At 68.4% G+C, this 23,688-nt stretch carries 18 protein-coding genes and 1 pseudogene; 8 read left to right on the plus strand and 11 right to left on the minus strand.

Annotated features, from left to right (window positions below):
- Nucleotides 1-221: 221 nt before the first annotated feature.
- A pseudogene (locus ACFHVL_RS02205) lies at nucleotides 222-845 on the minus strand (SAM-dependent methyltransferase); the annotation flags it as partial.
- A 53-nt stretch (nucleotides 846-898) separates the two neighbouring features.
- Nucleotides 899-1,963, minus strand: coding sequence for an alpha/beta fold hydrolase (locus ACFHVL_RS02210; protein ID WP_416625077.1), 1,065 nt, complete (start codon nucleotides 1,961-1,963; stop codon nucleotides 899-901).
- 136 nt (nucleotides 1,964-2,099) lie between these two features.
- On the opposite strand from ACFHVL_RS02210, the gene ACFHVL_RS02215 reads away from it, so the two are divergent.
- Together ACFHVL_RS02215 and ACFHVL_RS02220 are read left to right on the plus strand one after the other, a co-directional pair.
- Nucleotides 2,100-2,276: a hypothetical protein gene (locus tag ACFHVL_RS02215; protein ID WP_416625079.1), complete on the plus strand. Its 177-nt coding sequence runs from the start codon at nucleotides 2,100-2,102 to the stop codon at nucleotides 2,274-2,276.
- A gap of 40 nt (nucleotides 2,277-2,316) precedes the next feature.
- On the plus strand, nucleotides 2,317-4,113 hold the full coding sequence (locus tag ACFHVL_RS02220; RefSeq protein WP_416625081.1) for an HEXXH motif domain-containing protein: 1,797 nt from the start codon (nucleotides 2,317-2,319) through the stop codon (nucleotides 4,111-4,113).
- A 10-nt stretch (nucleotides 4,114-4,123) separates the two neighbouring features.
- On the opposite strand, the gene fxsT is transcribed toward ACFHVL_RS02220, so the two are convergent.
- The 4 genes from fxsT to ACFHVL_RS02240 all read right to left on the minus strand — a co-directional run bounded on the left by fxsT (nucleotide 4,124) and on the right by ACFHVL_RS02240 (nucleotide 11,457).
- Nucleotides 4,124-7,945, minus strand: coding sequence for an FxSxx-COOH system tetratricopeptide repeat protein (fxsT, locus tag ACFHVL_RS02225; protein ID WP_416625083.1), 3,822 nt, complete (start codon nucleotides 7,943-7,945; stop codon nucleotides 4,124-4,126).
- On the minus strand, nucleotides 7,942-9,414 hold the full coding sequence (locus ACFHVL_RS02230; RefSeq protein ID WP_416625085.1) for an effector-associated domain 2-containing protein: 1,473 nt from the start codon (nucleotides 9,412-9,414) through the stop codon (nucleotides 7,942-7,944). The genes fxsT and ACFHVL_RS02230 overlap by 4 nt, the downstream gene beginning before the upstream one ends.
- A gap of 309 nt (nucleotides 9,415-9,723) precedes the next feature.
- Nucleotides 9,724-10,530 (minus strand): SAM-dependent methyltransferase, encoded by an 807-nt coding sequence (locus ACFHVL_RS02235; protein ID WP_416625087.1) that lies wholly within the window; start codon nucleotides 10,528-10,530, stop codon nucleotides 9,724-9,726.
- A gap of 81 nt (nucleotides 10,531-10,611) precedes the next feature.
- A complete protein-coding gene (locus ACFHVL_RS02240) occupies nucleotides 10,612-11,457 on the minus strand; it encodes a DeoR/GlpR family DNA-binding transcription regulator (protein WP_416625089.1) in 846 nt (281 codons plus the stop codon).
- 305 nt (nucleotides 11,458-11,762) lie between these two features.
- Here ACFHVL_RS02240 and ACFHVL_RS02245 point away from each other — a divergent pair, with 305 nt between their 5' ends.
- From ACFHVL_RS02245 to ACFHVL_RS02270, 6 genes are all read left to right on the plus strand, one after another.
- Nucleotides 11,763-13,052, plus strand: a complete 1,290-nt coding sequence (locus tag ACFHVL_RS02245) for an ABC transporter substrate-binding protein (RefSeq protein ID WP_416625091.1) — start codon at nucleotides 11,763-11,765, stop codon at nucleotides 13,050-13,052.
- Between the two features lie 56 nt (nucleotides 13,053-13,108).
- Nucleotides 13,109-14,044 (plus strand): carbohydrate ABC transporter permease, encoded by a 936-nt coding sequence (locus ACFHVL_RS02250; RefSeq protein ID WP_416625092.1) that lies wholly within the window; start codon nucleotides 13,109-13,111, stop codon nucleotides 14,042-14,044.
- Nucleotides 14,045-14,049: 5 nt separating this feature from the next.
- Entirely contained in the window at nucleotides 14,050-14,892 is an 843-nt protein-coding gene (locus ACFHVL_RS02255; protein ID WP_416625094.1) for a carbohydrate ABC transporter permease, read from the plus strand.
- Nucleotides 14,893-14,953: 61 nt separating this feature from the next.
- Nucleotides 14,954-15,817 (plus strand): ketose-bisphosphate aldolase, encoded by an 864-nt coding sequence (locus ACFHVL_RS02260; protein WP_416625096.1) that lies wholly within the window; start codon nucleotides 14,954-14,956, stop codon nucleotides 15,815-15,817.
- Nucleotide 15,818: 1 nt separating this feature from the next.
- A complete protein-coding gene (locus ACFHVL_RS02265; RefSeq protein ID WP_416625097.1) occupies nucleotides 15,819-17,066 on the plus strand; it encodes an ADP-dependent glucokinase/phosphofructokinase in 1,248 nt (415 codons plus the stop codon).
- Nucleotides 17,063-18,025 carry a class I mannose-6-phosphate isomerase gene (locus ACFHVL_RS02270; RefSeq protein ID WP_416625099.1) on the plus strand — a complete coding sequence of 321 codons (963 nt, stop codon included), beginning with the start codon at nucleotides 17,063-17,065 and terminating at the stop codon, nucleotides 18,023-18,025. The genes ACFHVL_RS02265 and ACFHVL_RS02270 overlap by 4 nt, the downstream gene beginning before the upstream one ends.
- A 94-nt stretch (nucleotides 18,026-18,119) precedes the next feature.
- On the opposite strand, the gene ACFHVL_RS02275 is transcribed toward ACFHVL_RS02270, so the two are convergent.
- From ACFHVL_RS02275 to ACFHVL_RS02295, 5 genes are all read right to left on the minus strand, one after another.
- A complete protein-coding gene (locus ACFHVL_RS02275; protein WP_416625100.1) occupies nucleotides 18,120-18,683 on the minus strand; it encodes a GNAT family N-acetyltransferase in 564 nt (187 codons plus the stop codon).
- A gap of 63 nt (nucleotides 18,684-18,746) precedes the next feature.
- Nucleotides 18,747-20,315: an ABC transporter ATP-binding protein gene (locus tag ACFHVL_RS02280; protein WP_416625102.1), complete on the minus strand. Its 1,569-nt coding sequence runs from the start codon at nucleotides 20,313-20,315 to the stop codon at nucleotides 18,747-18,749.
- Nucleotides 20,312-21,166, minus strand: a complete 855-nt coding sequence (locus tag ACFHVL_RS02285; protein ID WP_416625104.1) for an ABC transporter permease subunit — start codon at nucleotides 21,164-21,166, stop codon at nucleotides 20,312-20,314. Before ACFHVL_RS02285 ends, ACFHVL_RS02280 begins: the two co-directional genes overlap by 4 nt.
- A complete protein-coding gene (locus ACFHVL_RS02290; protein WP_416625106.1) occupies nucleotides 21,163-22,113 on the minus strand; it encodes an ABC transporter permease in 951 nt (316 codons plus the stop codon). Before ACFHVL_RS02290 ends, ACFHVL_RS02285 begins: the two co-directional genes overlap by 4 nt.
- Complete coding sequence (locus ACFHVL_RS02295) at nucleotides 22,110-23,672, minus strand: ABC transporter substrate-binding protein (protein WP_416625107.1); 1,563 nt, start codon at nucleotides 23,670-23,672, stop codon at nucleotides 22,110-22,112. Before ACFHVL_RS02295 ends, ACFHVL_RS02290 begins: the two co-directional genes overlap by 4 nt.
- Between the last annotated feature and the right edge of the window lie 16 nt (nucleotides 23,673-23,688).

Genomic DNA, 23,688 nt, shown 5'->3' on the forward strand with positions numbered 1-23,688 from the left:
CGGTGCCGGCCACCCACGAACATCACCCACCGTCACCTCTACGGGTGTCGATCAGGTTTTGAATGGCCCTCCGGGCGCAAAGGCGCATACCGGGTATTAATAGTCCGCTGCTCTGCCGATTGAGCTAACAGCCCGCAAGGTTCAAGACTACCGCAACGTCGAGTCCGAGTCTGATGCCCTCTGACCTGCGGGTTCGGGACCGCCGCGGTGTTGTCGGTGTGTCAGGTCTGCTGTTGGTGGGGCAACGCGGTCGACTCTTGCGGGAGATCGACGTGGAGATGGAGCCGCGCCGGTGGGCAGCTTATCGGGGTGAGGTGTGGCCGTGGCCTGCTCCAGGGGATGGGGGTGCCCTGGGCTGAGGTCCCCCGCTTTCGTGGAGCGGTGGTTACCTGACGCCGGTCGGCGCCGGGATGGTTCCGTCCGAGTCTGGCTGATCGATGCATGTCGACGCCCAGGCGGGTGGTGTGGGTGGTGATCACCATCCGGCTGCCGGCCGGTAGCCGCTGTGCGAGCTGGGTTGTCAGGTTGTGGAGGTGTTGGTCGTCGAGGTGGTGGGCAACGCTGGTGGCCAGGACGGCGACCGGCACTGAGAGGTCGACGCGGATGGCGACCGCCGCGGTGATGTGCGCGGGATCGGTGAGGTCGGCGTCGACCACAACCACGGATCCGGCCGGGTCGCTGATGTGCAGGGCGCGGCAGTGAGTTAGGACGAGCGGGTCGTGGTCGACGTACACGATCGTGCTGGTCGGGGCGGCCTGTTGGGCGATGGTGTGGGGGTCGGTACGGTCCGGGTCGGGTAGGCCGGCGCCGAGGTCGACGAACTGGCGTATCCCGTCGGCGACGGTGCGGGCGGCCGCCTGTCCGGCGGCGCGACCGTCAGCCGGTCCTGCCCAACGGGCTACGACGGGTCGGCCAGACCCGCACTCTTCAGAACGTCGAGCACGTCGGCGACGGCCGGATGGTCGGGGACGAGCGTCTCTAGGGCGGCGGCGAGGGAATTCCCCGGTGCCAGGTGCCGGTATGACGCGAAACTCCGCACCAGAGAGAACAGCTCCACCCGGGCGGCGGTGTCACGCCGTAGCTGGTGCACAATCACCGGGGGCAGCAGTTCGTAGACCTGTTCACGGAAGGCCGGCTCGGTCATCCGTGGGATAGCGAGCAACCGATCCACCAGAGCGCGGTACAGGTCGGCCGTAGCGCGGGCCGACGGCGTCGTCAGGGGGAGCCGATCGCCGGACGGTCGGGGTGCCGGAGCATCGGTCATCGACAGGGCCTCCCTCAGGTGGCGTTTCAGGGCCACGTAGGAACGGTGCCGCTGTGAATCCGGCTTGATGATCGAGAAGTGGTCACCGGGTAGCACCCCTACCTCGGGGAAGACACTCCTCGCCGAGACGGGTGTCACGACTCCGTCGCTTTCACCGGCGTAGGCGACAATTGGGATCGGGCAGGTGGCGGCTGTGACGGCGGTGGCGTGGATGATTTGGTTGACGACGAGCCGGTGCGCGTCGGAGATAGCCTGGTTCAGCGGCCGCAGTTCACGCTCCTGGGGATGCCGCCACAGGCCGCCTCGGCGCAGCAACAGGGCCAGTTCGGAGCCGGAGTTGGGACAGGCGAACAGGACGATCCGGCGGATACGGGCCAGCTCCGGGCCTCCTCCGTCGGCGAGGGTACGGGCAAGCATCCGCTGCACCACGAGACCCCCTTGGCTATGCGTGACCAGTATGAGTCCAGAGTGGTCACTGCAGTCGTTCGTCAGGTAGGTGCGAAGACTGTCGGCGATGTCATTGATGTTCGGAATCCGTCGCAGCGGGCTCAGTGAGACGGGCGGGCTCGGGTACTCGAAGGTGTAGGGGTCGAGGGCCACGAGGTCGGCGTCGGTCTCGATGATCCGCAGAAGTGGCGACCATGTGTCGGCCGACGACAGAAACCCGTGTACGAGCACGACTCCGAGGCGCCCTGACATGGTGACAACCTACCGCAGGAGGGCAACTTGGCGGGTTCCCGAAGTGGACTCCGGACGCCACCTACCGCTTCCGGAATCGTCACCTGGTACGACATGATGAGCGAAGGATCCGTGGCGACGTGAGGAGACGCCGGTCGTGAGCCAATCGATCGACGACATTGAGTCGGACCTGGTGGACCTCACGGAGGTGACACTTTCCGATCTTCCGAGGTATGACGAGCAGATCCTCGCCGCGACCATGCGACGGCTGCTGCAGCGGATCGATGATCCCGAAAGCATCACCAGTGGATACAATCCTCAGCGCATCGACTGAACGATTGGCTTGGAAATTCCGGATGGGCAATGACGGTGCTGTGCACAGGCCGCCCCGCCAACATCGACTCGACGAGCAGCACGTCAGCGTGCTTTTTGCCGGCGGCGGTGACGCGCGCACCGTCGCTGAGCTCCTCGCCGTCGAGCGGAGCTGGCGCCTCCTGCAGTTGCGCGCCCTGCTCGACATCGTCGGCCCCCACTTCGACGTGAGCCCGCTTCCGTCCGTCTGGACCGCCTGGGAACTGCTCTCCGAGGTGGAGCAACATGATCCTGCTGTGGTCGACGCCCTACTGCTGCACCCCCAAGCGGGTGTCTGGGCGGGTTACACGTTGCGGCGTCTGCGTGGCAGCGCCCGCTCCGCGGCACCGCTATGGGTCGACCTCGGCTATTTGCACACTCTCGCCGCAGCAGCAGCCCTACGTGCCGGTATCGGCTTCAGCATCGCCGTGCCGGTGCGGGACGGTTTCACGGTGCTGCCGACCCTCGGCGCCGTCGCCATACCGGGTGCCGCGCAGTGGGATGTCACCGAGGTGCGCGGGTCTGCCGGCCACGGTGTCGTCGGCACGCTGGCGGGCGAGGTTGGAGTGGGTGGCGACGGCTGGAATGCCATGCCCAGTGTGCATGTCCAGGCCGACGGACACACCCTTGCGGTGCGGCTGGATTGCCTCGACCCGTACCGGAATCTGCGGGCTCCGACGCCGCCCCGGGCGCTGAGCGAACCGGAACTCGATCGTTGGCGTGGTCTGCTCACGCATGCGTGGCAGTTGCTCGTCGAGACCAGCCCGGCGCTGGCATTGCCGATGACACTGGGCCTTTTCTCGGTGGTGCCGCAGCCGCAGGCGGAGCGGTTCCGAACGATGAGTGCCTCGGCCGGTGATGCTTTCGGCAGCATGATCATGTCGGAGCCGCGTGACGCCCTGGAGCTCGCGGTGACGCTGGTGCACGAGTTCCAGCACATCAAGCTCGGCGCCCTTCTGCACCTGGCTCCGTTGCACACCGCCGAGCCCGCCGAGCGTCTGTACGCGCCGTGGCGAGACGATCCCCGGCCGTTGGGTGGTCTGCTGCAGGGGGTGTACGCGTTCGCAGGCATAGCCGAGTTCTGGCGGGCGGTGCGCTATCGGGCCACGGGCAGCGCCGGCACGCTGGCGCACTTCGAGTTCGCCCGGTGGCACCGTCAGGTACGCACCGTACTGGCCCTGATGGCAGAGTTGCCGCAGCTCACTGAGGTCGGCCGCCGACTCGTGGCAGGCCTCACAGCGACTGCGGACCGATGGCAGACCGACAACGTCCCCGATCAACCACTCGCCGCCGCCGGCGATGCTGCCGCAGACCATCGGGCCCGTTGGCGGCTGCATCATCTGCGACCGCCCGTCGAGGTGGTCACTGCGTTTACGGAGGCCTGGACGGTCGGCGCTGACCGACCCGACCTACCCGCCGTCGCGCCGGCTCTGGAAGCCGACCCCAGCGCCCGCGGACTCGACGCGCGAGCGGTCCTGGAGCTCTGGCGCCTGACCGACGCCGCCGGGTTCGAGCGGCTTCGAGAGGGCCCAGCGACGATCGGCGACCAGGTGACGGGTGCGAGCCCCGCAGACTTGGCCTACGTGGCCGGTGATCGGGAGACCGCCCGGCGCGGGTATCTGCACGAGTTGTCGGCAGATCACGACCTGCCGAGCGCCTGGGCCGGACTCGGGCTGGTCTTGGCGAATACGCGGCCAGGCCCAGCCGCGGACGCGCTGCGGGAACGTCCTGAGTTGGTTCGGGCCGTGCACCGGGCTGTGCGCCGTTGCGGCGGTGCCGCTGACCCTGTCGAGCTTGCAGCATGGATCGGGCCGGGCTGACCGGCATCGCCTACAGCGGCAGTGGGTCCATGTCGCAGTTGGCCCGCCGGTTCAGGTCTACTGCGGCTGCTGTGGCCGGATGATCGTCGCCGAGGAGTTGCCGGAACAGTGCCACCGTCGCCGTATGCAGCTCTGCGGACTCCTGCTCGCGGCCTATTTTGAGCAGGTCCATCGCTAGATTGCCGTAGCCGGCCAGAGTGGTCGGATGCTCCGCACCCAGAACACGCCGTAGTCGTTCGGTTGCGTCCACGTCCCGCTCGTGCGCCTGCTCGTAGTCGCCCTCGGCGTAGTGGTCGCTTGCGAGGTTGAGCGCCGCGGCCAGGGTGAGCGGATGGTCGTCGCCGAGTTGCTCCCGCAGTTGGGCGAATCCCTTCTCGTCCATCTGCCGTGCCTGCGCGAAATGGCCGCGCATCCGCTCGGTGACGGCCCAGTTGAGCCGGGCGGCGATAGTGTGCGGGTGTTGGTCATTCTGCAGCAGCCGGCGGTAGCTCTTGTACACCTGCTCGCCTAGCTGGGCAGCGCCGTCGAGATCGCCGGTCTCCCGGAGGTCGCTGGACAGGTTCAGGGACGCGGCGATGGTATTCGGATTGTCCTGACCGTAGCGGGTGAGGAAGCCGTCGCGGACTTCTTCGGAGATTCGGCGGGCTGCCTGGTGGTCGCCGGCTTTGCGTAACGTGACGGCCAGGGTCCGTAATGTGCGCAGGGTCTGTGGATGGCCGGGGCTGAGTTGGTGACGCAGCCGGTCGGCGACCGCCTCCGCCTCCGCGCGGGCGCCCACGTAATCGCCGAGCTCACGCCGGCTGGTGATAAGGTTGCGGACGCTCTCTAGGGTCATCGGATGATCTGTACCGTAGAGCTGGATTTGCAGTCGCTGGTTCTGCTGGTCGAGCTCGTAGGCCCGTTTCAGGTCGCCGGAAAGCCGTAGGCTCACGGCGAGGTTGTGGCTCGCTGTGATGGTCTCCGGGTCTTCCGGTCCTAGGGCCCGCACGTGCCGTTGATAGATCTCCTCGGCGAGTTCCAGGGCGCCCTTGAAGTCGCCAGCCACCCGACGGTCGGCGGCAACGGCGCCGAGCGCGCGCAGCAGGTCCTCATTGTCCTCCTGCGCTATCTCCTGGTAGGCGTTGAGCACCTCCTGGTTGTGACGGGCTGCCTCCTCGAACCGGCCGAGGACGAACAGCAGCCAGCCCACCCAGTGGCCCATCCGTAGCGTGAACGGATTGTCGGCACCGAACTGGTCGCGCCGGACTTCGTAGGATCGCTCGGCCAGGTCGAATGCGGCCTGGTGGTCTCCCCACCAATAGAGATAGCGGGAAAGATTGTCGACAAGCTGCTGCACCCACGGATCGGTTGACCGGAATGCCTGGGCCGCCATTGCGTGCGGGTACAGGTCAGCGTAGGTGCGCCAGTTGTCCGGTGAGCTCGGGTCGTTCGGGTCGCCGTCGGCGAGCATGAGGTGGGCGCTGTGCAGCATCGTCGTCTGCTCGGCGTCGTTGAGCCGGTCCAACAGTACCGCCTGGACTAGCCGGTGCATCTGGACTGAGTTTGTTCGATAGTCGATCTTGGCCAGGGCATAGCGGTTGATCTCGCGGATGGCCATGTTCAGCCGCATCGGGTCGCGCCGCACCTCGTCGAGTTCCGGGTGAACGTTGCTGGCCCGGCCACGGCTGAACAGGGCCCGGGGGATGGGCTCGGGGGCGAAGTACGAGCACACCTGCAGGAGCCGCAGCGCTCCGGGGCTGAAGTCGGCCAGCCGGTCAAGGGACACGTTCCAGGCGGCGGCGACCGGCAGCTGATAGTCCAGAGGCACCGAGACCTCGAGTAGCTCGGTGCGCTTCTCCTCGTACAACCGTAGGTACTCGTCGGCGGGCATGCCGGTCTCGGCGCGCCAGGTCGCAGCCTGGTCCAAGGCCAGCGGAAGGTCGCCCATGGCCTCGGCCAACCGGTTGGCGTCCTCGTCGCTGAGTTCCGGGCTGCGGCGGCGGAGCAGTTCGATGCTCTCCTGCCGGGCGAATACGTCGACTTCAACTTGGTGGGCTATGTTCGACCACTGTGGGTTGCGGGAGGTGACCATGATGCGGCCGGGCCCGCCGCTGGGAAAGTAGCGCCGTACCGCTGCTGGGCTTTCCGCGTTATCGAAGATCAAAAGCCAGTTCGCGTACGGCTGCCCGAGTCGCAGCGCCTCCCGCACAGCTGGGACAGCGGCGTTGGCCTCCGGGCCCACCGGCAGTTGCAGGCGCTGTGCGAGCTCGGCCAGCGCGTTGCTGATCTGGGCTGAACGCTCCGACGGAATCCACCAGATCACGTCGTATTCGCCCTGGTGGCTGTAGACGTACTCGACCGCCAACTGCGACTTGCCGACGCCGCCCATGCCGTGCAGCGCGTGCGGCAGCACGGCCGTCGTGCCCTCCCGCATGCGCTGGTGTAGGTGCTCTAGCAGCGACTCGCGGCCGGTGAAGTTGGGGTTGCGAGGCGGGACGCTGCCCCAAACGACAGGCGCGCCGGCCGGTGCTCTCTGTGGTTCAGCCACATCCGCAACCCCGCTCGACATGGTTGGCGCTCCTTCTGTCGTTCGCTCATCGGCACCCGATGTCGTCTCCATTGTCACAGGAGGCGTGCCCGGTGTAGTAGTGGCCGATGGCGTGTCCGCATCGATACCGAGCGCCTCGTGTAGATAGCGCGCGCGGGCGAGATAGCGACCGGACAGCGCGTGGAGCACCGCCTGCTCGACCCGCAGGAAGGGGGCAGTCTCCGAGGTCACCGATGGCACCGGCGTGGCGTCGGGGTCGTCGAGCATCCGGCTAAGTCCGCGGACCGCCGGAACCCTCGGCCCCAGCTGCTCGTCGACCACCCGCAGCACCCGTACCGCGTCCGCCCGGCGCCCGGCTGCGAGTAGTTCCTCGCGGACTCCCCGGTGGAACTCGTAGGTCACCTCTGCGCTGTCGGCCGCATCGACCGCAGTGGCGACTGGGTGCAGCAGTTCGCTGTTGAGAATTTCGGACAGGTGTGATGTCTGTGAGTCCGGGATCAGGGCTCGCTGCACCCGTCGCATCACGGCCAGGTTGAGCGGGGCAGCGGCGAGCTGCGTGGCGAGCGTGACTGCGGTCGGCGTGGCCCACGCGGTGAACTCGCGCACGCGCGTTCGCGCGGAATGGGCTACTTCCGTCGCGGGCGGCGCGACGGTGTCCGTGACCCGTGTGGCGGCCAGCACCGCGGGTAGTTGGGACTCGCCGCCGTTGAACAGCCGGACCCAGGCAGCGAGCCAGTGTGGATCGAGTTCGAGCACAGGCACCGGGACTGGGTCGCCGCCTGCGGGCTCGCAATCGTCAAAGAAGTGCGGAACCGGGTTCTGCACCTCCCACGCTAGGTCGGCGTTGGCGGCACTGCCGGACGCGGCTTGCCACATCCGCAACCGCCGGGGTCGGATTCCGGTCCGGTGCCACTGTGTTTGAGGCAGCAGGTGCACGATGGCGACCGGTGCGCGGCGGCCCCAGGCTCGAAGCAGCGCCGGCATCGTTCCGGCGAGCCAGGCCCGACCCGCGCCATCGGACAGCACCAGAACTATCCGACCGTCGGTCGCAACGTGCCCGACCTGGCTTGCTCGGTCCATTTCGGAGGTGTCGAACATGACCACCTCGACGTTGCCGAAATCTTCATGATCCCGGAAAACGGCCACCACACGTTCGACAGTGTCTCGCCACACCGCCATCGAGGGGGCGTCGTCGACCAGCACCGTCACCCCCCACCTGGTCGCCGGGGCGGGCGAAGATCCGGAGGGTGGCCGCAGCGCCTGGGAGATCGCCTCCCAGTCGTCCTGCGCGTCGACCCCGGTCACGAACTCTCCCGTGTTCCTCGATCAGCGGGAGCGCCCAGCGCGTCGGGCCTGCGCTCCGGATCGTCCCAGAGGATCGTCAGATGGTGGCCGATGTGGCCGTCCCGCAGAGCGGGCTCGAGCCGTAGCGCCTGATGCCGCAGTTCTTTGGCACGGGTCGGCAGTTGTCCCAGACCTCCGTCGCCTACCAGACCGGTGACCGCTTCCCGGAACTCGGCGCTGGTACAGTCACCCCGATGCCAGATGATCACCGGCAGTCCGGCCCGGAGGGCCGCCTCCATTTCCTGCTGACCGGTTTCGCCGCGCTGCGTCGGTGGCTCGCTGAGAACCAGTGAGACCACACGGTCGTCGGCTTTCAGCTCGGACTCGAGTCGGGTGAAGTAGTCCTTGCCGCTGGGGTGGCTCCAGAAAACGGCGCTGTGGGCAGGAGCCGCGAGCAGTTGCCGCCAGCGCTCGTGCCAGGCGCGGTGCCAGCGCCGGGTCCGCAGCCGTTCCAAAATGCGGACCACCACCGGATAGTCCATGGCTAGCGCGATCGGCCGCGAGCTGTCGATCTCCTTGCGCCAGCGGTCCACCCCGACGTTGAGCAGTTCCCAGGGCAGGACGAACTCGACCACGACGGTACCGGTTCGGTCCGACCAATCGATTTCCATCTGCTCGATCACCCGCTCCACTTCCCGTTCCAGGTCATGGAGACGGACCAGGCGCGGTTCACCCCGCCGGGAATGCCAGGCGTCGGCGCCGTACCACTGGCGGAAGTGCGACACCGCGTAAGTGTCGTCGCTACCGCCGGGATCCAGGTGGGGCTCCACCTGGACGACCAGGTAGGCCGTGGTCTTCGTCGGCTGTTCACCACCGCTGCGCAGGTATGCCCGCCGATCCTCCAGCTGTGACGTCAGACCCTGTCCGGTGGCCAGCCGGCTGTTGCGTAGCCGGATCCACCGGGCGTCTTGTGCGTCGAGCTGGTCCTCGAGTAGCACCAGGAAGGCGACGCTGGGCGGCAGGCCGTCGGGACCGGCATTCTGCCCGGCAAGGTGAACAAACGCCTGCCAGGCGTCGGCGCACCACGATGGCGGCCCGGGCGACCGGTGCTCGGTGGCGCGCTGGTACAGAACCGTCATGTTGGTGGGCACGAAATTCCCCAGGAGAGGACGCAGCCGGGTCCAGTCGTCTTCGGTCAGGACCTCGACCGCATCCCACTCGTCCCGGAGACGCAGCAGCCAAACAACCTCCTCCGTGCCCGGTTCCAGGTGCTCGACCGTCTCCACCAGGATCTGCAGCCCGTCGGGGAGCCGGCTGCATACACGCACCAGTTCAGCCATCTGTAGCCGCAACTCGGGGTGTTCACGGAGCGGGAAGAGGCCGAGACGATCCTGGAGCTGTTCGATGAGGAGTTGGCGGCTGCTCTGCCCTCGCATGAGCCGGGTGCGTTCGAGCACACCGACGAGCACCGTCTGAATCCGGTGCCGCATCTGGTCACCGCTAGTCTGCGCAGACTTCATGGGCTCACAGGTTTAGGGCATGGCGGTTTGGCCGGGCGGACCCCGGTCGTCACAGGCTACCCTCTGGCGGTCCTCGACGGGGGCTCGTGAGAATGTCAGAAAGTGTCCCGGTTGGATCCGGGACGATCGGCGGCAGCGGCCCCGCACCTGACCTGGAAGATCCTCAAGACCAGCTACCACCGGATCATGACTGACTTCCCCGACACGCTACGCACCATCACCGCCCTGGGGAGCTCCAGCACCACCGCACCGAGTTGTGAACGGCCTTCAGGGCTCAGTTCAGCCGATACGGCCGACGCCGCCGAACAGGTAGACCTCCGGCTCATCGGACTCCGGGTCCGGACGCCAGCGCGAGCACGTGACGACGCCGGGCTCCAGCAGATCCATTCCACCGAAGAAGCGTTCGAGCTCCATTTTGGTCCTGGCGCGGATCGGCGTGCCGCCGCGCTCGGTGGTTTCCCGCATCACGCGTAGCATCGGCTCGCCGTGGATCTCCGCGGTGGAGTGGGTGAGCACGAGGTAGCTGCCGGCGGGCATCGCCCGCACCAGTTGCGCGACCGAGCCGTACGCCACATCGTCGTCCAGGATGTGGTTGACGACACCGAGGAGCATGAGCCCGATCGGCTGTGAGAAGTCGAGCGTCCGCCGCACGGACGCGAGGATCGTGTCCGGCTGCCGCAGATCGGCTTCGACGTAGTCGCAACTGCCTTCGGGGGTGCTGGTCAGCAGTGCCCGCGCGTGCGCCATGACGAGCGGGTCGTTGTCGATGTAGACCACCCGGCAGCACGGGTCGATTGACTGTGCGACCTCGTGGGTGTTGTCCGCCGAGGGAAGCCCGGTGCCGACGTCGAGAAACTGCCGGATACCGGCATCCTCGACGAGGAACGAGACGACGCGCTTGAGGAACGCGCGCTCGGACCTGGCCCCAATGGGGATGTCCGGGATGTGTGCGGTCACCTGATCACCGACGGCTCGGTCGACCGCGAAGTTGTCCTTGCCGCCGAGCCAGTAGTTCCAGATCCGGGCCGAGTGCGGGGCAGCGGTGTCCAGCTTGGAGCCCGGAGGTAGCTCGCAGTCCTCGGTCATGGAGGGATTGTCCCGCGCCGAGGGGTCGGCGACGCAAGTGGAGCGGTGGCCCGACGTACCGCGCGGGGCTCCAGTGGGGCGTCAAGCCGTGTTCCGGGCTCCTCGCTGTCGTGGTGAGGCGGGTGGGGTGATGACCTTTACCTGGTTCGCGGCGAGGGCGTCCCGCAGCTCGGCGGGCGGCAGCGTGTCGGTGACCAGGTAGTCTGCGCTGCCCAGCTCGGAGACCTGGGCGAACAGCCGACGGCCGAACTTCAAGGAGTCTGCGAGGATGGCCACTCGACCAGCGCGGGAGATCATCTCCTGCATCATCGCGGCCTCGGCGAGATTGCTCGTCGTGTAACCGGCCTCCGCGTCGACCGCGCCGACACCGATCAGTGCCAGATCGCAGCTGATGTCCAGTTCGGCGCCGCTGGTGGCCTGGAACCGCACCGGCCCGATGGTGGCGAGAGTCAGGGTGCGTACCGCACCGCCGAAGACGTAGATGTCGCGGACCGCCGTGGGCGGCAGCGCTCCGGGCACCAGCAGGTTGTTCGTCGCGACGGTGAGATCGCGGTGCTGACCGAGGTTGCGGGCGACCGCAAGGGTCGTCGTTCCACCGTTGATCATGATTGTCGAGCTGTCCTGGACCAACGCCGCAGCCAGTGTCGCGATCTTCTCCTTCTCCTGCTCCTGCAGACTGAGTCGCTGGTCGACAGCGCGGTCGGTACGGGAGACTGTGGACAGACTGACTGCTCCGCCGTAGGTGCGTACGAGCGCCCCGTCGGCACTGAGCTGGTCGAGATCCCGCCGCACGGTGTCGATCGAGACGCCGAAGCGTTCGGCCAGCTCGTTCACCGTGACCTGACCGGTATCGGCGACGTACGCGGCCAGCTGGGCCTTGCGCCCGGCGGGCAGGTTCCGCTGCCGCTCGTCCTTGTCGACGTTCATACATCCCCCTTGTCAAGGCGGGAGTATGCCACAACCCTGCACTTCCTGCCGAGTCTGCTGCATGGAACAGCACCGACCGGCAGGCGGGCACCTCTGGTCAGAGAGTCGTCACTACGACCCCTGGAACAGGGAAGACAGCGCCCAAGGCCCTTCGCCCGAGGCGCGCCGACCCCGGTACGGCCGCGTGAGTCTGCGGTGCTCCGCGTTTTTTTGCTGTTCTACTCTTGTCCTTGCCCGTAACACGTTGCTAACGTGGCGCCAACATCGCATAGAAGCGAACGATCTCCATATAGAAGGGGTCCGCCATGGTGTTTCGTGTCAGCCGGCTGAGTAGACTGGTGGGGGCGGTGACTGCGGCGACGACAGTCGCGTTCGTCGCGGCATGTGGTGCGGACGAGGGCGGCTCGGACGGGGACGGCACCGTCACGCTCGAGTTCGCCCAGTGGTGGGGTGCCGAACTGCCGGCCGGGGAGTTCGACCGGATCATCGACGAGTTCACGGCACAGAACCCGAACATCGAGATCGAGTTGCTGAGCGCACCGTACGCCTCGACCAAACAGCAACTACTCACCGGCGCCGCCTCGAAGACCCTGCCCGACGTGGTCGGTCTCGACGGTGCCTGGGTGAACGACTTCGCCAAGCAGGGCGCGATCACCGACCTGTCCAGCCTGATGGCCGACGCGGACTACGACGACAGCCAACTGGCCAGCCAGATCCAGATCGACGGCAGCACCTACATGATTCCGGTGGTCAACTTCGTCTACCCGCTGTTCGTCAACAAGGAACTGCTCGCCGAGGCGGGCGTCGCGGATGTGCCCACCACCCGCGGTGAGTTCCTCGACGCGGCCACGAAGATCAGCTCGAGTGGCGGCGACGTCAAGGGCTGGGCGCTCCCGCTCGACACCGCCGTGCCCAACGGCATCCAGAACGACGTCATGTCCTGGCTCTGGGCCTCCGGCGGCAGCATGCTCACCGACGATGGCAAACCGAATCTGACCAGCCCGGAGGTCAAGAACACCGTCGAGTACGTGAAGAGCCTGAACGACGCCGACGTCATCGCCCCCGGCACGCTCACCATGAAGGAGCAGGACAAGGTCGAGAAGTTCAGCAACGGCCAGATCGGCATGATGATCGACTCGCTCGCGCACATCAACCTGATCCGGGAGAACCAGCCGGACATGGAGTTCGAGGTGGCGGCCCTGCCGGCCGAGGACAGCTACACCGGCGAGCGCGGCATCCCGTACGCGTCGTGGGGCATCGGCATCTCCGACTCCAGCGAACACAAGGCCGAGGCGTTCAAGTTCGTGTCGTACCTGATGAGCCAGGAGACAAACGCGCAGTTGAGCACGATCGCGAACGGCTTCCCCGGCAACAAGAACGCCGAGCCCGACTTCGACAGTAGCGATCCGCTGTTCCGGACCGCCTTCGAGATCTACCAACAGGGCTACCCGGCCAACGAGTTCGTCGGCCTACCCAAGTCCGAGGACTTGATGCGTAGCTTCGCCGAGCAGCTTCAGCTGGTACTGACCGGCGGGGCGAGCGTTGACGACGCACTCGGAGCAGCGCAGGAGAACTGGTCCTCGGTCATCGAGTAGTCCGGCCCGGGTGCCGCGCTGGGTCCTACAGCGCGGCACCCGACCAAGGAGAAGCCATGACACTGACGGCACCCCGGGCCTCGACCCGCGCCGCACCGGCCGCCTCTCGGCGGCCCCGATCCACGCTAGCCCGGCGCCTGGTCCCGTACGGCTATCTGTCCCCAACGGTGCTGCTGATCGTGGGCCTGATGGTGGTCCCCATCGTCATGGTGGTCGGCTACTCGTTCCGGGACAACGTGATCGTCCAGCAGAATTCGGTCTTCGCTGGGTTCGCCAACTACACCAAAGTGCTTACCGACCCGGACTTCCTGGCCGCGCTGCGCAACACCGCCGTCTTCATCTCGGTCAGCACCCTGGCGCATCTGGTCCTCGGTCTCACCTTCGCGATGATGCTCAACACCCAGCTGCTGAGCGGGGTCACGAAGGCCATCTTCCGAATCGTCTACATCCTGCCCTGGCTGTTCACGATCGCCGTGATCGCGGTCATCTGGCGACTGCTGTTCGACCCGTCCGGCGTGGTCAACTACGTGCTGCAGACGGTGGGGCTGGTCCAGCAGGGCGTGAACTGGCTCGGCGACCCGACCACGGCGCTCTGGGCGGTGACGTTCGTCAACATCTGGTCCGGCTATCCGTTCTTCATGATCAGCCTGCTGGCCGGACTGCAGGGGATCCCCGCCGACCTGTACGAGGCCGCCGCCGTGGACGGCACCAACTGGTGGCAGCGGTTCCGTCACGTGACACTGCCCCAGCTGCGGCCGGTGATCGTCAGCATGGCGGTGCTCGACCTGATCTGGACGTCCCACCAGTTCGCCTTGATCTGGATGACGACCGGTGGCGGACCGTTGAACTCCACCGAGATGCTCAGCACCTTCACCTACAAGCTGGCCTTCAGCGAGTACGAGTTCGCCACGGCATCCGCTGCCGCCGTGATCGTCCTGCTGCTCACGATGGTGTTGGCCTTCTTCTACGTACGCTCGCAAAGGGAGCGGTGAGGCACATGACCGCCGTCAAGACTCGGCGTACCCTCGCGAAGGCCGGCGTCGTCACCGGGCTGGTCCTCGGCGGACTGTTCGCCGGCCTGCCGGTACTGTGGATGCTCTCCACCTCGTTGAAGCGCAACGGTGAGGTCTTCCAGAGCCCGCCGCAGCTGATCACCGAGGGCTTCTCGTTCGACGCCTACCGGGAGATCCTGGGCAACGGCACCCAGCTGCGGTTCTTCCTCAACAGCTATATCGTCGCATTCGCGGTGACCATCCTGACGCTGCTGGTGGCGGTCCTGGCCGGCTACGCATTCAGCCGGTTCAGGTTCCCCTTCCAGAAAACCATCAACACGGTGATCATCAGCGTCCAGGCGGTGCCGCCGATCACGCTCGTAATCCCGTACTTCGGGCTCATCGTCGCGCTCGGCCTGTACGACACCTACGCCGGCCTGATCCTGACGCACATGGTGTTCACTCTCCCGTACGCGATCATCATGATCACCGCGTACCTGAACACGCTACCCCGGGAGCTGGACGAGTCCGTCAAGGTCGACGGTGGCACCGGGTGGACCGCACTGTGGCGGATCCTGGTGCCGGTCTCGGTGCCCGGCCTGGTCGCGGTCGGTGTCTACACCTTCATGATCTCGTGGAACGAGTACCTGTTCGCCCTCACGCTGACCCGCACCGAAGACATGCGGACCGTGCCGATCGGTATCCAGCTGCTCATGGGGCAGCACTCGTACGAGTGGAACCAGATGATGGCGATGAGCATCCTCGGGTCCATTCCGGTACTTGTTCTCTTCCTTCTTTTCCAGCGTCGCTTCGTTGGCGGACTGACCGCCGGCGCGGTGAAGACCTGAGACCTGCGGTGCAGACCTTAAAGCTCCGAACGTCAACCAGCAATCAAGGAGAAAATCGGAAATGCTGACGACCGGCAAGGCGATCCTCGATGTCGCCAATGCGCACAGCTTCGCCGTGCCCGCCTTCAACATCAGCGACTGGGCGATGTTCAAGGGCATCGTGGAGATCAGCGAGGAGACGAACGCACCGCTGATCGTCGGGATCCACCCGGACGAGATGCGGCACATCGGGCGCGAGATGATTCGCGGCATCGCTGAACGCTCGCACAACTCGAGCGTCCCGATCGCGATCCACTGGGATCACGGCGCCACCTACGAGCAGATCCTGCAGGCGGTCCAGTTCGGCTTCACCTCGGTGATGATCGACGGGTCGCTGAAGCCGTTCGAAGAAAACATCGCGATCACCAGGAAGGTGACCGACTCGGCGCATGTTCTCGGCGTGTCGGTGGAGGGCGAACTCGGCACGATCGGCGGCAACGACAGCTACGCCGAGGCTGGTGCCGCCGAGATCATCTACACCGACCCCGACGACGCCGTCACGTTCATCGAAGAGACCGGCGTGGACAGCCTCGCTATCGCGATCGGCACCTTCCACGGCCTCTACCCGGCCCATCTGAAGCCGGAGTTGAAGCTCGACCTGCTCAAGGAGATCAAGAGCCAGGTACAGATCCCGCTGGTGCTGCACGGCGGCTCCGGCAACCCGGACGACGAGATCCGCGAGGCGGCGCGGATCGGGATCAACAAGATCAACATCTCTACCGACATCAAGGTCGCATATCATGACAAGATGCGCGAGGTCCTCGGCAGCGACCGCAAGGTACGCGAGCCGAACGCCATCCAGCCGGCCTGCATCGAGGCCATGAAGGTGGTAGCCGCCCAGAAGATCGAGCTGTTCGGTGCCGCCGGCAAGGCATCGCTCTACTGACATGGCGGACCCGTCCCGCGTCGTCCTCGGCCTCGGCGGTTGCGTCGACTACGAGCTGAAGCTCACCGCCGACGCCCTGGAACAGCTAGTCGCCGACTACCGCGTCGCCGCCGCGGAGCTGACCTCGCCGGTCACGGTGGCCAGCGAACGGGATCTCGTGGTGTCGATCCTCGGGTACGTCGCCCGGGGCGGCGGCGGTGAACACTACGTCGCCTCCGCCCCGGCGCTGGAGCTCTTCGCCAGCAGGTTCCCGCACCGGGTGGCGCTGGGCGGCACGTCGGTGCGGGCCGGGATCCTGATGAGTCGGCTGGGCGTGCCGTCGACCCTGCACCTGGTCAGCGTCGACGACACCGTACGCCGGCTGCTGCCATCGGACGGCGAGTACCTGTCCAGCGGCATCGAGGACACCCTGCACCCGCACCTGATCGTCCAGTACGACCGGGGTCTGCGGATCCGCGCCGGTGAGCTCGACATCACCGCGCCGTTCCCGAACCGGCTGATCTACGTCAACGATCCGGCCAACGGCACGATGCTGCTCAGCGACGAGCTCGGCGACCGGCTCAGCCGGGCGGACGTATTCCTGATCTCCGGATTCAACGCCATGCGCTCCGCCGAGCAACTCGAGCGCCGACTGGCCGAACTGCGCGTACACATGCGGCGGTTGCCACCCGGGGCGGTGACCTACTTCGAGGACGCCGCCTACCACGAACCCGCGCTCAACCACCGGGTCCTGGCCGCGCTGCGCGACGCGATCGACGTGTACGGCCTGAACGAGGACGAGATGCAGTCCTATCTCGGGCACCCGGTCGACCTGCTGTCGGCTGGGGAGGTCGCCGACGCGCTGACGGCCATGCACGCGCTCGTACCCGTACCGATGCTGGTCCTGCACACGAAGTACTGGGCCGCTGCCTTCGGCGCGCAGGCCGCCAGCTACGCCGAGGCGCTCGACACCGGCACCGTCATGGCCGCCCTGCGCTACCGCCACGGCGACGACTTCACCGACTCCGACATCGAGCGGCTGCGCCGGCATCCGCGACGGCCCGGGTCCGTTGCCTTTGCCGCCGAGCTGCGGGCGCGGCTCGGCGACCGGGTGCACTGCGTACCCGCGTTCGCACTCGACGTCACGAACCCCACCACGGTCGGGCTGGGTGACACGTTCGTCGGCGGCTTCCTCACCGCGCTCGCCCGCCGGAGCACCGCTGCGGCCACCAGCCCGCCCCCGCACCAGCGATCGGACCATGATCGATGACCGTCGAGGTACTGTCCGCCAACCAGCCGGAGACGTTCTACCGGGGTGCCGGCCGGATAGCCGGGTTCCGCAACGGTGCCGCACTGCCCGACCGCCCCGAGGACTGGGTCGGCTCGGTGACCACCCGGTTCGACCTCGGCCCGGCCGGATTGTCCACCCTGTCCGACGGACGCGTGCTCGCCGACGCGATCGCCGCGGACCCACGCTGGTGGCTCGGTCCGCTCCGCACCGACGCCGGCGTGCTTGTGAAGCTGCTCGACGCAGGCCAACGACTGCCGCTGCACGTACACCCGGACCGCCGCTTCGCCATGACACACCTGGCGTCGCCGTACGGCAAGACCGAAGCCTGGGTGATCGTCTCCGCGCGACCCGACGCGTACGTCCATCTCGGTTTCGCCCGGGACGTCTCCGCCGACGAACTCGCCGGCTGGGTGACCAACCAGCAGACCGGGCAGCTGCTCGACGCCACCAACAAGATCCCGGTGTCGGCCGGCGACGGGATTCTCTGCCCCGCCGGCCTGCCACACGCCATCGGCGACGGCATCCTGCTGGTCGAGGTCCAGGAGCCGACCGACTTCTCCGTGCTACTCGAGTACGCCGATTTCGGCGTCGCCGACGGACACCTGGGCCTCGGCTACGACCTGGCCCTGCGGTGCGTCGACCGCAGCAAGTGGACGCCACAGCAGCTCGACCGTCTGCGGGGCGGGCGACACCTGCTGCCCGACGCCGCTGACGAATTCTTCACCGCCCGCCGACTGCGCGACGGCGACCGACTGGAACAGGGGTTCAGCGTCCTGGTCGGGATGGCGGGACAGGGACGGATCATCGGTGAGCACGACGACGTGCTGTTGCGCCGTGGGGACACCTTGCTGGTGCCGTACGCCGCCGGGCCGCTGCGGCTGGCCGGCTCGATCGAGGCGATCCGGCTGGCCGGGCCGCAGCAGCCCGGGTCACGGTGACCTCGACAGCCGGGCCCTCTCCGGTCACAGCGGCTCGACCGACGGCTCCCATCCACCGGGACTCGACCGACGGCTCCGATCCACCGAACGCCTGCTACCGGGACGCGGCGGTCGTGGCGGGCACCCGGATCTCGAAGTGCACCACTCGGGAGCCGTGCGGACTGCCGTCGCGGGGGTCGTGCACCACCTCGGCCACGTTCCGCCAGAACGCCTCCGCGCCGGGGACCCCGGTGTCGGTGTGCAGGTAGACCGCCCGGTAGCCGGGTTGATCGGCGGCGAATGCGACGGCCCGTCGGACCAGAGCGCGGGCGAGCCCGTTGCGGCGGTGTTCCGGCCGTACGTAGACCCGGAACAGCTGGGCGGTGCTCGCCGCCGGGTAGCGATCGACGAGCCAGCGGGGATGCGGCGGGCTGTTCGGCGCGGCGGCGCGCACGGCGGTGGTGGCGACCACCTCGTCGCCCTTGACCGCTACGAACAGCGCGTGCCGCTCGGGCCGCAGGTAGGTGCCGGCGAGGTCGATCACGTCGGCGTGCCACTGCGGCTGGTAGCCGTAGCCGAACACCTGGTAAAAGGTGTCGAACATGACGCTGCGGGCGCCGTCGAGGTGCTGCGGCGTGGCGGTCCGGATGTCGTACGGCCCGATGTTCTGGTCGTTCACGTGGTGCTCATCTCTGCGGTGCTGGACGTGGTTGCGGGTCACGGTGCTGGACGTGGTTGCGGGTCACGGTGCGGTTCGCGGCAGGTCAGGGTCGAGAAGCGCACGGGTCAGCGGTTGCTGGCCGGCGGTCAGCAGGGTGGCGGCGGGTCCGTGTTCGACGACGCGTCCCTGGTCGAGCACGGTGATGTGGTCGGCGAGCCGGTCGACGACGTCCGGGTCGTGCGTGATGACCAGCAGCGCGAGCCGGTGGGCGCGGCACAGGCCGTCGAGCAGGTCGAGAATCCGGTTCTGGTTGACGTGGTCGAGACCGGACGTGATCTCGTCGCAGACCAGCAGGCGGGGTCGGGCCACCAGCGCCCGGGCGAGAGCGGCGCGTTGCAGTTCACCGCCGGAGAGTTGGTCGGGGCGGCGGGCGGCGAGAGCAGCACCGATCCCGACCTGCTCCAGCAGGTCGCGGGCGGCCCGCAGCGCGTCGGCGGTCGGTTGGCGGTGCAGCCGCACAGCGGGGCGGGCGACTTGGTCGAGCAGGGCTGCGTACGGCTGGAAACTGGCCCGCGGATCTTGGAAGACGTACTGCACGACGGCGAGGTCGGCCCGCTCCCGGCGGTCGATCGAGTCGGCGAGCCGGCGGCCGTCGAGCTCGACACTGCCGCCGCTCGGCGGGTGCAGTCCGGCCAGGCACCGGGCGACGGTGGTCTTTCCGCTGCCGGAGCGGCCGACCAGGGCGAGACGCTGACCCGGGCCGATGACCACGTCGATGCCGTGCAGCACGGTACGGTCGTGGTGCGCCGCGGTGAGCCCGGCGACCCGCAGCAGTTGGCCGGAGCCGCCCGCCGGGTCGGCGTCCGGCGTAGACCGTGGTCGGATGGCGAGTGCCGGCTGTGGCCAGTCGGCCGGAGCCGGCCCCGGCCGGGCCAGGCCGGTGTGATCGAGGACCGTGTCGGTCGGTCCGGTGGCGACGACGGCGCCCCGGTCGAGCACGAGGACGCCGTCGGCGACCGCCCGGACCAGGTGCAGGTCGTGGGTGAGCAGGACGATCGCGACGCCGGAGCCGGCGAGACCACGTATCTCGGCGGCGACATCGCGGCGGCTGAGGCAGTCCTGCCCGGTGGTGGGTTCGTCGGCGACCAGGACACGGGCCCCAGCCAGCAGGACGTGCGCGATGACCAGCCGCTGCTGCTGGCCGCCGGAGAGCTGGTGCGGGTAGCGCCGCAGCAGGTCGCGGTCGTCCGGCAGGCCGACGCGGGCCAGCACTGCCCGGACCGCTTGCCGGACCGACCCGCGTCGCGCCCGGCGCGACGGCGTCGGGGTGTGCCGGCGGGCGATCTCGCGGAGTACCGAACCGATCCGGCGTACCGGGGTCAGCGCCGCTGCTGGCTGCTGCGGGATGTACCCGACGGTGCCGCCGGCCGGCGATGTGTCGGGGATGACCGGGCGACCGTCGATCTCGATGTCGCCGGTGAGCCGAACACCGGGTCCGGCTTCGCCGAGCAGCACCCGCCCGAGCGTGGTCTTGCCGCTGCCGGACGGACCGACGACGGCGAGGACCTCGCCGGCCGGCACGGTGAACGACACGTCACGCAGCAACCGGTGTCCAGCTGCGTCGGCGCACAGCCCGTCGACCCGGATCATTCCGCGACCTTCGGCCGGGCGACCTTCGGCCGGGTGGCCAGCAGCTGATCGGTGACCAGGTTGACCCCGACGGCGAGCGCGACGAGCAGCACGGCGGGCACTACGACCGCCCATGGCTGCAGGAAGATCCCGGCGCGGTTGCGGTCGACCATGACGGCCCAGTCGGCGGCGTCCGGGGCGACGCCGATGCCCAGGAAACTGGCGGTGGCGACCAGGTAGACAGCGCCGATGAACCGGATTCCGGCGTCGGCGAGCAGAATCCGGCGGATGCCCCGGGCGACGTACCCGATCGCCCGACGCCACCACGTCTCCCGGTAGAGCCGCATCGCTTCCATCGCGGGTCCGTGGGCCAGCGGCAGGGCCGCGGCGCGGGTGATCCGGGCGATCTCCGGCAGGGCGATGACGGCGACGATGACCACCAACGTCACCGCCCCCCGGGGCGCGGTGGCGGCGAGCAGGATGAGCAGCAGCAGCGACGGGACAGCCAGGAGCAGGTCCAGCGGGCGCATCAGCACCTCGTCGAGCCAGCGGCGGCGGGTGAGCGCGGCGAGTAGACCGACGGGTACGCCGACCAGGTAGGCCAGGGCGGTCGCGGCGGCGGCGACCGCGACGACGGACCGGCCGCCGAGCAGGATCTGTCCGGTGACGTCCCGGCCGACGAAGTCGGTGCCGAGCAGCCCCGCCTGGTCGAACGGCCGGGTCCGGTCCGCGCCGTCGCCGACCAGGACCAGGTCGACCAAGGTCGGACCGGCGAGTGCGAGCAGCAGTGGTACGGCGAGCAGGACGACCCCGGTGAGCAGGCGCGGCAAGCGGCCGAACCGGCCCAGCCGGCGCGGCGCCCGGCCGGTCACCGGGATCCGCCCGTACGCGGAGCGAGCCGGAACGCGACCAGGTCGGCGGCCAGGTTGACGACCACGGTGGTGACCGCCACGATCACGCACAGCCCTTGGACGGTGGGCACGTCCCGGGCGGCGACCGCGTTGACCAGGGCGGTACCCAGACCGGGGATGACGAAGACCGCCTCGACGACGATGACGCCGCCGAGCAGCCAGTCGGTGGTACGGGCGAGCTGCTGCACGACCGGCGCGGCGGCGGTCGGCAGTGCGTGGGCCAGCCACCGCCGACGGGCACCGAGGCCGAGGCGCCGGGCGTGGGCGACGTACTCGGACCGCAGCGCGTCGACCATACCGGCGCGGGTGAGCCGGCTGAGTGAGCAGATTGGTCGGGCCAGCAGCACCAGCAGCGGCAGGACCAGCACGGCCGGCTGGGCGAGCAGGTTGGGTCCGGTGCCGACGGCGGTCGGCGGGAACCAGCCCAGCTGTACGCCGAAGACCGCAACCAGCAGGATGGCCAGGGCGAACTCCGGTACCGCGTAGAGCCCGACGGCGACGGCGCTGATGGCGCGGTCGAGCCGGCCGCCTTCGCGTCGGGCGGCGAGCATGCCGAGGCCGATCGCGAGCGGGACCAGGACGAGCAGCGTCGCGGCGGCCAGCAGCACGGTCGCGGCGGCGCTGCCGACGATCAGGTCCAGGACCGGCCGTTGGGAGATCAGTGAGACGCCGAGGTCTCCGTGCAGCAGCCCGGCGAGCCAGTCGACGTACCGGTGCCAGGGCGGCTGGTCGAGGTCGAGCTGTTCGCGGATCAGCGCGATCCGCTCCGGGTCGGGCTGGTCACCGGCGATCACCACCGCCGCGTCCCCGGGCAGCGCCTCGGTGAGCACGAACACGATGGTGGTGATGCCGGCGACCTGCCCGACGCCGAGCAGGAGCCGCCGTACGGTGTAGCGGGTCAGACTCAAGCCAGCCATACCTTGTCGAAGCGGGCCCAGTCGATGGTGTTCGCGGGTGCCTCGGCGGACACGCCGCCGACCCGGGGCGCGGTGGCGACGAGGAAGTCGGCGAAGCCCCACACCAGCAGCCCGCCCTCGGCGTGCAGCATCCGTTGCATTTCGCCGTACGCCTGCCGCCGGCCCGCGTCGTCGGTGGTGGACACCGCGGTGGCGTAGAGGTCGTCGAACTCGGGCCGCGTCCACTTGGTGGCGTTCGTCGTGGAGGTGCTCAGCAGCCGCTGCGAGATGTGGGTCTCGATCGGCATGGCGCCGGAGCGGAAGCAGGCCATCACCCCGTTGTCGAGCACCTCCCGCCAGTAGGTGTCCTTGTTGCGTTGCACCGGTTCGACGTTCAGCCCGACCGCGCGGGCCTGGTCGGCGAAGACACTGGCCGCTTCGACGAACCCGGCGGCCACCGGCGCGGTGTCCAGCGGGATCCGCAGTCCGCGGGCACCGGCCCGGTCGATGAGCGCCCGGGCCCGGTCGAGGTCGGGTTCGCGCTGTGCGATGTCGTCGGCGTAGTACTGGTAGCCCTTGCCGAACAGGTCGTTGCCGATCTGCCCGGATCCGGACAGGACCGTCTCGACCAGCTGCCGCCGGTCGGTGAGCAGGAACATCGCCTCCCGCAGGTCCCGGTTGTCGAACGGGGGCCGGTCCAGCTTCATGGTGAAGCCCTGCAGGCCGCTGTTGGCCATCCGGGTGATGGCGATCCGGTCGTCGGCGGCGTAGCTGCGGGCCGTGGTGGGGCTGAGGTCGTGGGCGTAGTCGACCTGCCCGGCGAGCAGGGCGTTGACCCGCGCCGACTCCTCGTTGGCGATTACGTACTCCAGCTCGTCGAGGTGCGCGGCGCCGTCCCAGTAGTCCGGGTACCGGGCCAGCAGCAGCGACGTACCGGGGGTGAAGCTGCTGAACGTGAACGGTCCGGAGCCGATTGGCCGGTCGAACGATTCGCTGCCCTCGGGCACGATGTACGCGCCGAACGCGGCGAGCACGTTGCCGAACTCGGCGAACGGACGGGTCAGCGCGAACTCGACCGTGCGGTCGTCGACGGCCCGGCTCGCCCGCAGATCGATCAGGGACAGGCTGGCCTTGGCGCGGAAGGCCCGGTCCGGGTCGGTGATCCGGGCATAACTGGCCAGTACGTCGGCGGCCCGTACCGGCCGGCCGTCGTGGAAGGTCGCCTCGCGCAGCGGCACCCGCCAGCGGGTGAGGTCGGCGTTGGGCTCCCAGCCCAGGGCGAGCCGGGGCTGGATCGACACGTCCGGGCCGTAGTCGGCGAGCTTGTCGAAGATCGCCTTGGCCCGGGACGCCTCGTTGAACAGGTTCGCCAGGTGCGGGTCGAGGCTTTCGGTGGCACCGCCACCGGCGAACGCGACCCGCAGCCGGCCGCCCCGCCTCGGCGTGCCGCCGCTGACGGCGGTGTCGGAACCAGCGGGGGTGTCGGCGCCGCAACCGGCGAGGAGCGCGGCGGTCACGGCGGCACCGCCGCCGAGCAGTGTCCGGCGGCGTAGTCGGGCAACAGTCGACATGTCGGTTTTTCCTTCC

It is taken from the genome of Micromonospora sp. LOL_023, from assembly GCF_048060115.1.
In the GTDB taxonomy this organism is placed as follows: domain Bacteria; phylum Actinomycetota; class Actinomycetes; order Mycobacteriales; family Micromonosporaceae; genus Micromonospora_E.

Excerpts from the sequence above, each read along its gene's own strand:
- ACFHVL_RS02210 (WP_416625077.1), bottom strand. The coding sequence starts at position 1,963 with ATGTCAGGGCGCCTCGGAGTCGTGCTCGTACACGGGTTTCTGTCGTCG.
- ACFHVL_RS02230 (WP_416625085.1), bottom strand. The coding sequence starts at position 9,414 with ATGCGGCACCGGATTCAGACGGTGCTCGTCGGTGTGCTCGAACGCACC.
- ACFHVL_RS02235 (WP_416625087.1), bottom strand. The coding sequence starts at position 10,530 with ATGACCGAGGACTGCGAGCTACCTCCGGGCTCCAAGCTGGACACCGCT.
- ACFHVL_RS02240 (WP_416625089.1), bottom strand. The coding sequence starts at position 11,457 with ATGAACGTCGACAAGGACGAGCGGCAGCGGAACCTGCCCGCCGGGCGC.
- ACFHVL_RS02245 (WP_416625091.1), top strand. The coding sequence starts at position 11,763 with ATGGTGTTTCGTGTCAGCCGGCTGAGTAGACTGGTGGGGGCGGTGACT.
- ACFHVL_RS02250 (WP_416625092.1), top strand. The coding sequence starts at position 13,109 with ATGACACTGACGGCACCCCGGGCCTCGACCCGCGCCGCACCGGCCGCC.
- ACFHVL_RS02255 (WP_416625094.1), top strand. The coding sequence starts at position 14,050 with ATGACCGCCGTCAAGACTCGGCGTACCCTCGCGAAGGCCGGCGTCGTC.
- ACFHVL_RS02260 (WP_416625096.1), top strand. The coding sequence starts at position 14,954 with ATGCTGACGACCGGCAAGGCGATCCTCGATGTCGCCAATGCGCACAGC.
- ACFHVL_RS02265 (WP_416625097.1), top strand. The coding sequence starts at position 15,819 with ATGGCGGACCCGTCCCGCGTCGTCCTCGGCCTCGGCGGTTGCGTCGAC.
- ACFHVL_RS02270 (WP_416625099.1), top strand. The coding sequence starts at position 17,063 with ATGACCGTCGAGGTACTGTCCGCCAACCAGCCGGAGACGTTCTACCGG.
- ACFHVL_RS02280 (WP_416625102.1), bottom strand. The coding sequence starts at position 20,315 with ATGATCCGGGTCGACGGGCTGTGCGCCGACGCAGCTGGACACCGGTTG.
- ACFHVL_RS02295 (WP_416625107.1), bottom strand. The coding sequence starts at position 23,672 with ATGTCGACTGTTGCCCGACTACGCCGCCGGACACTGCTCGGCGGCGGT.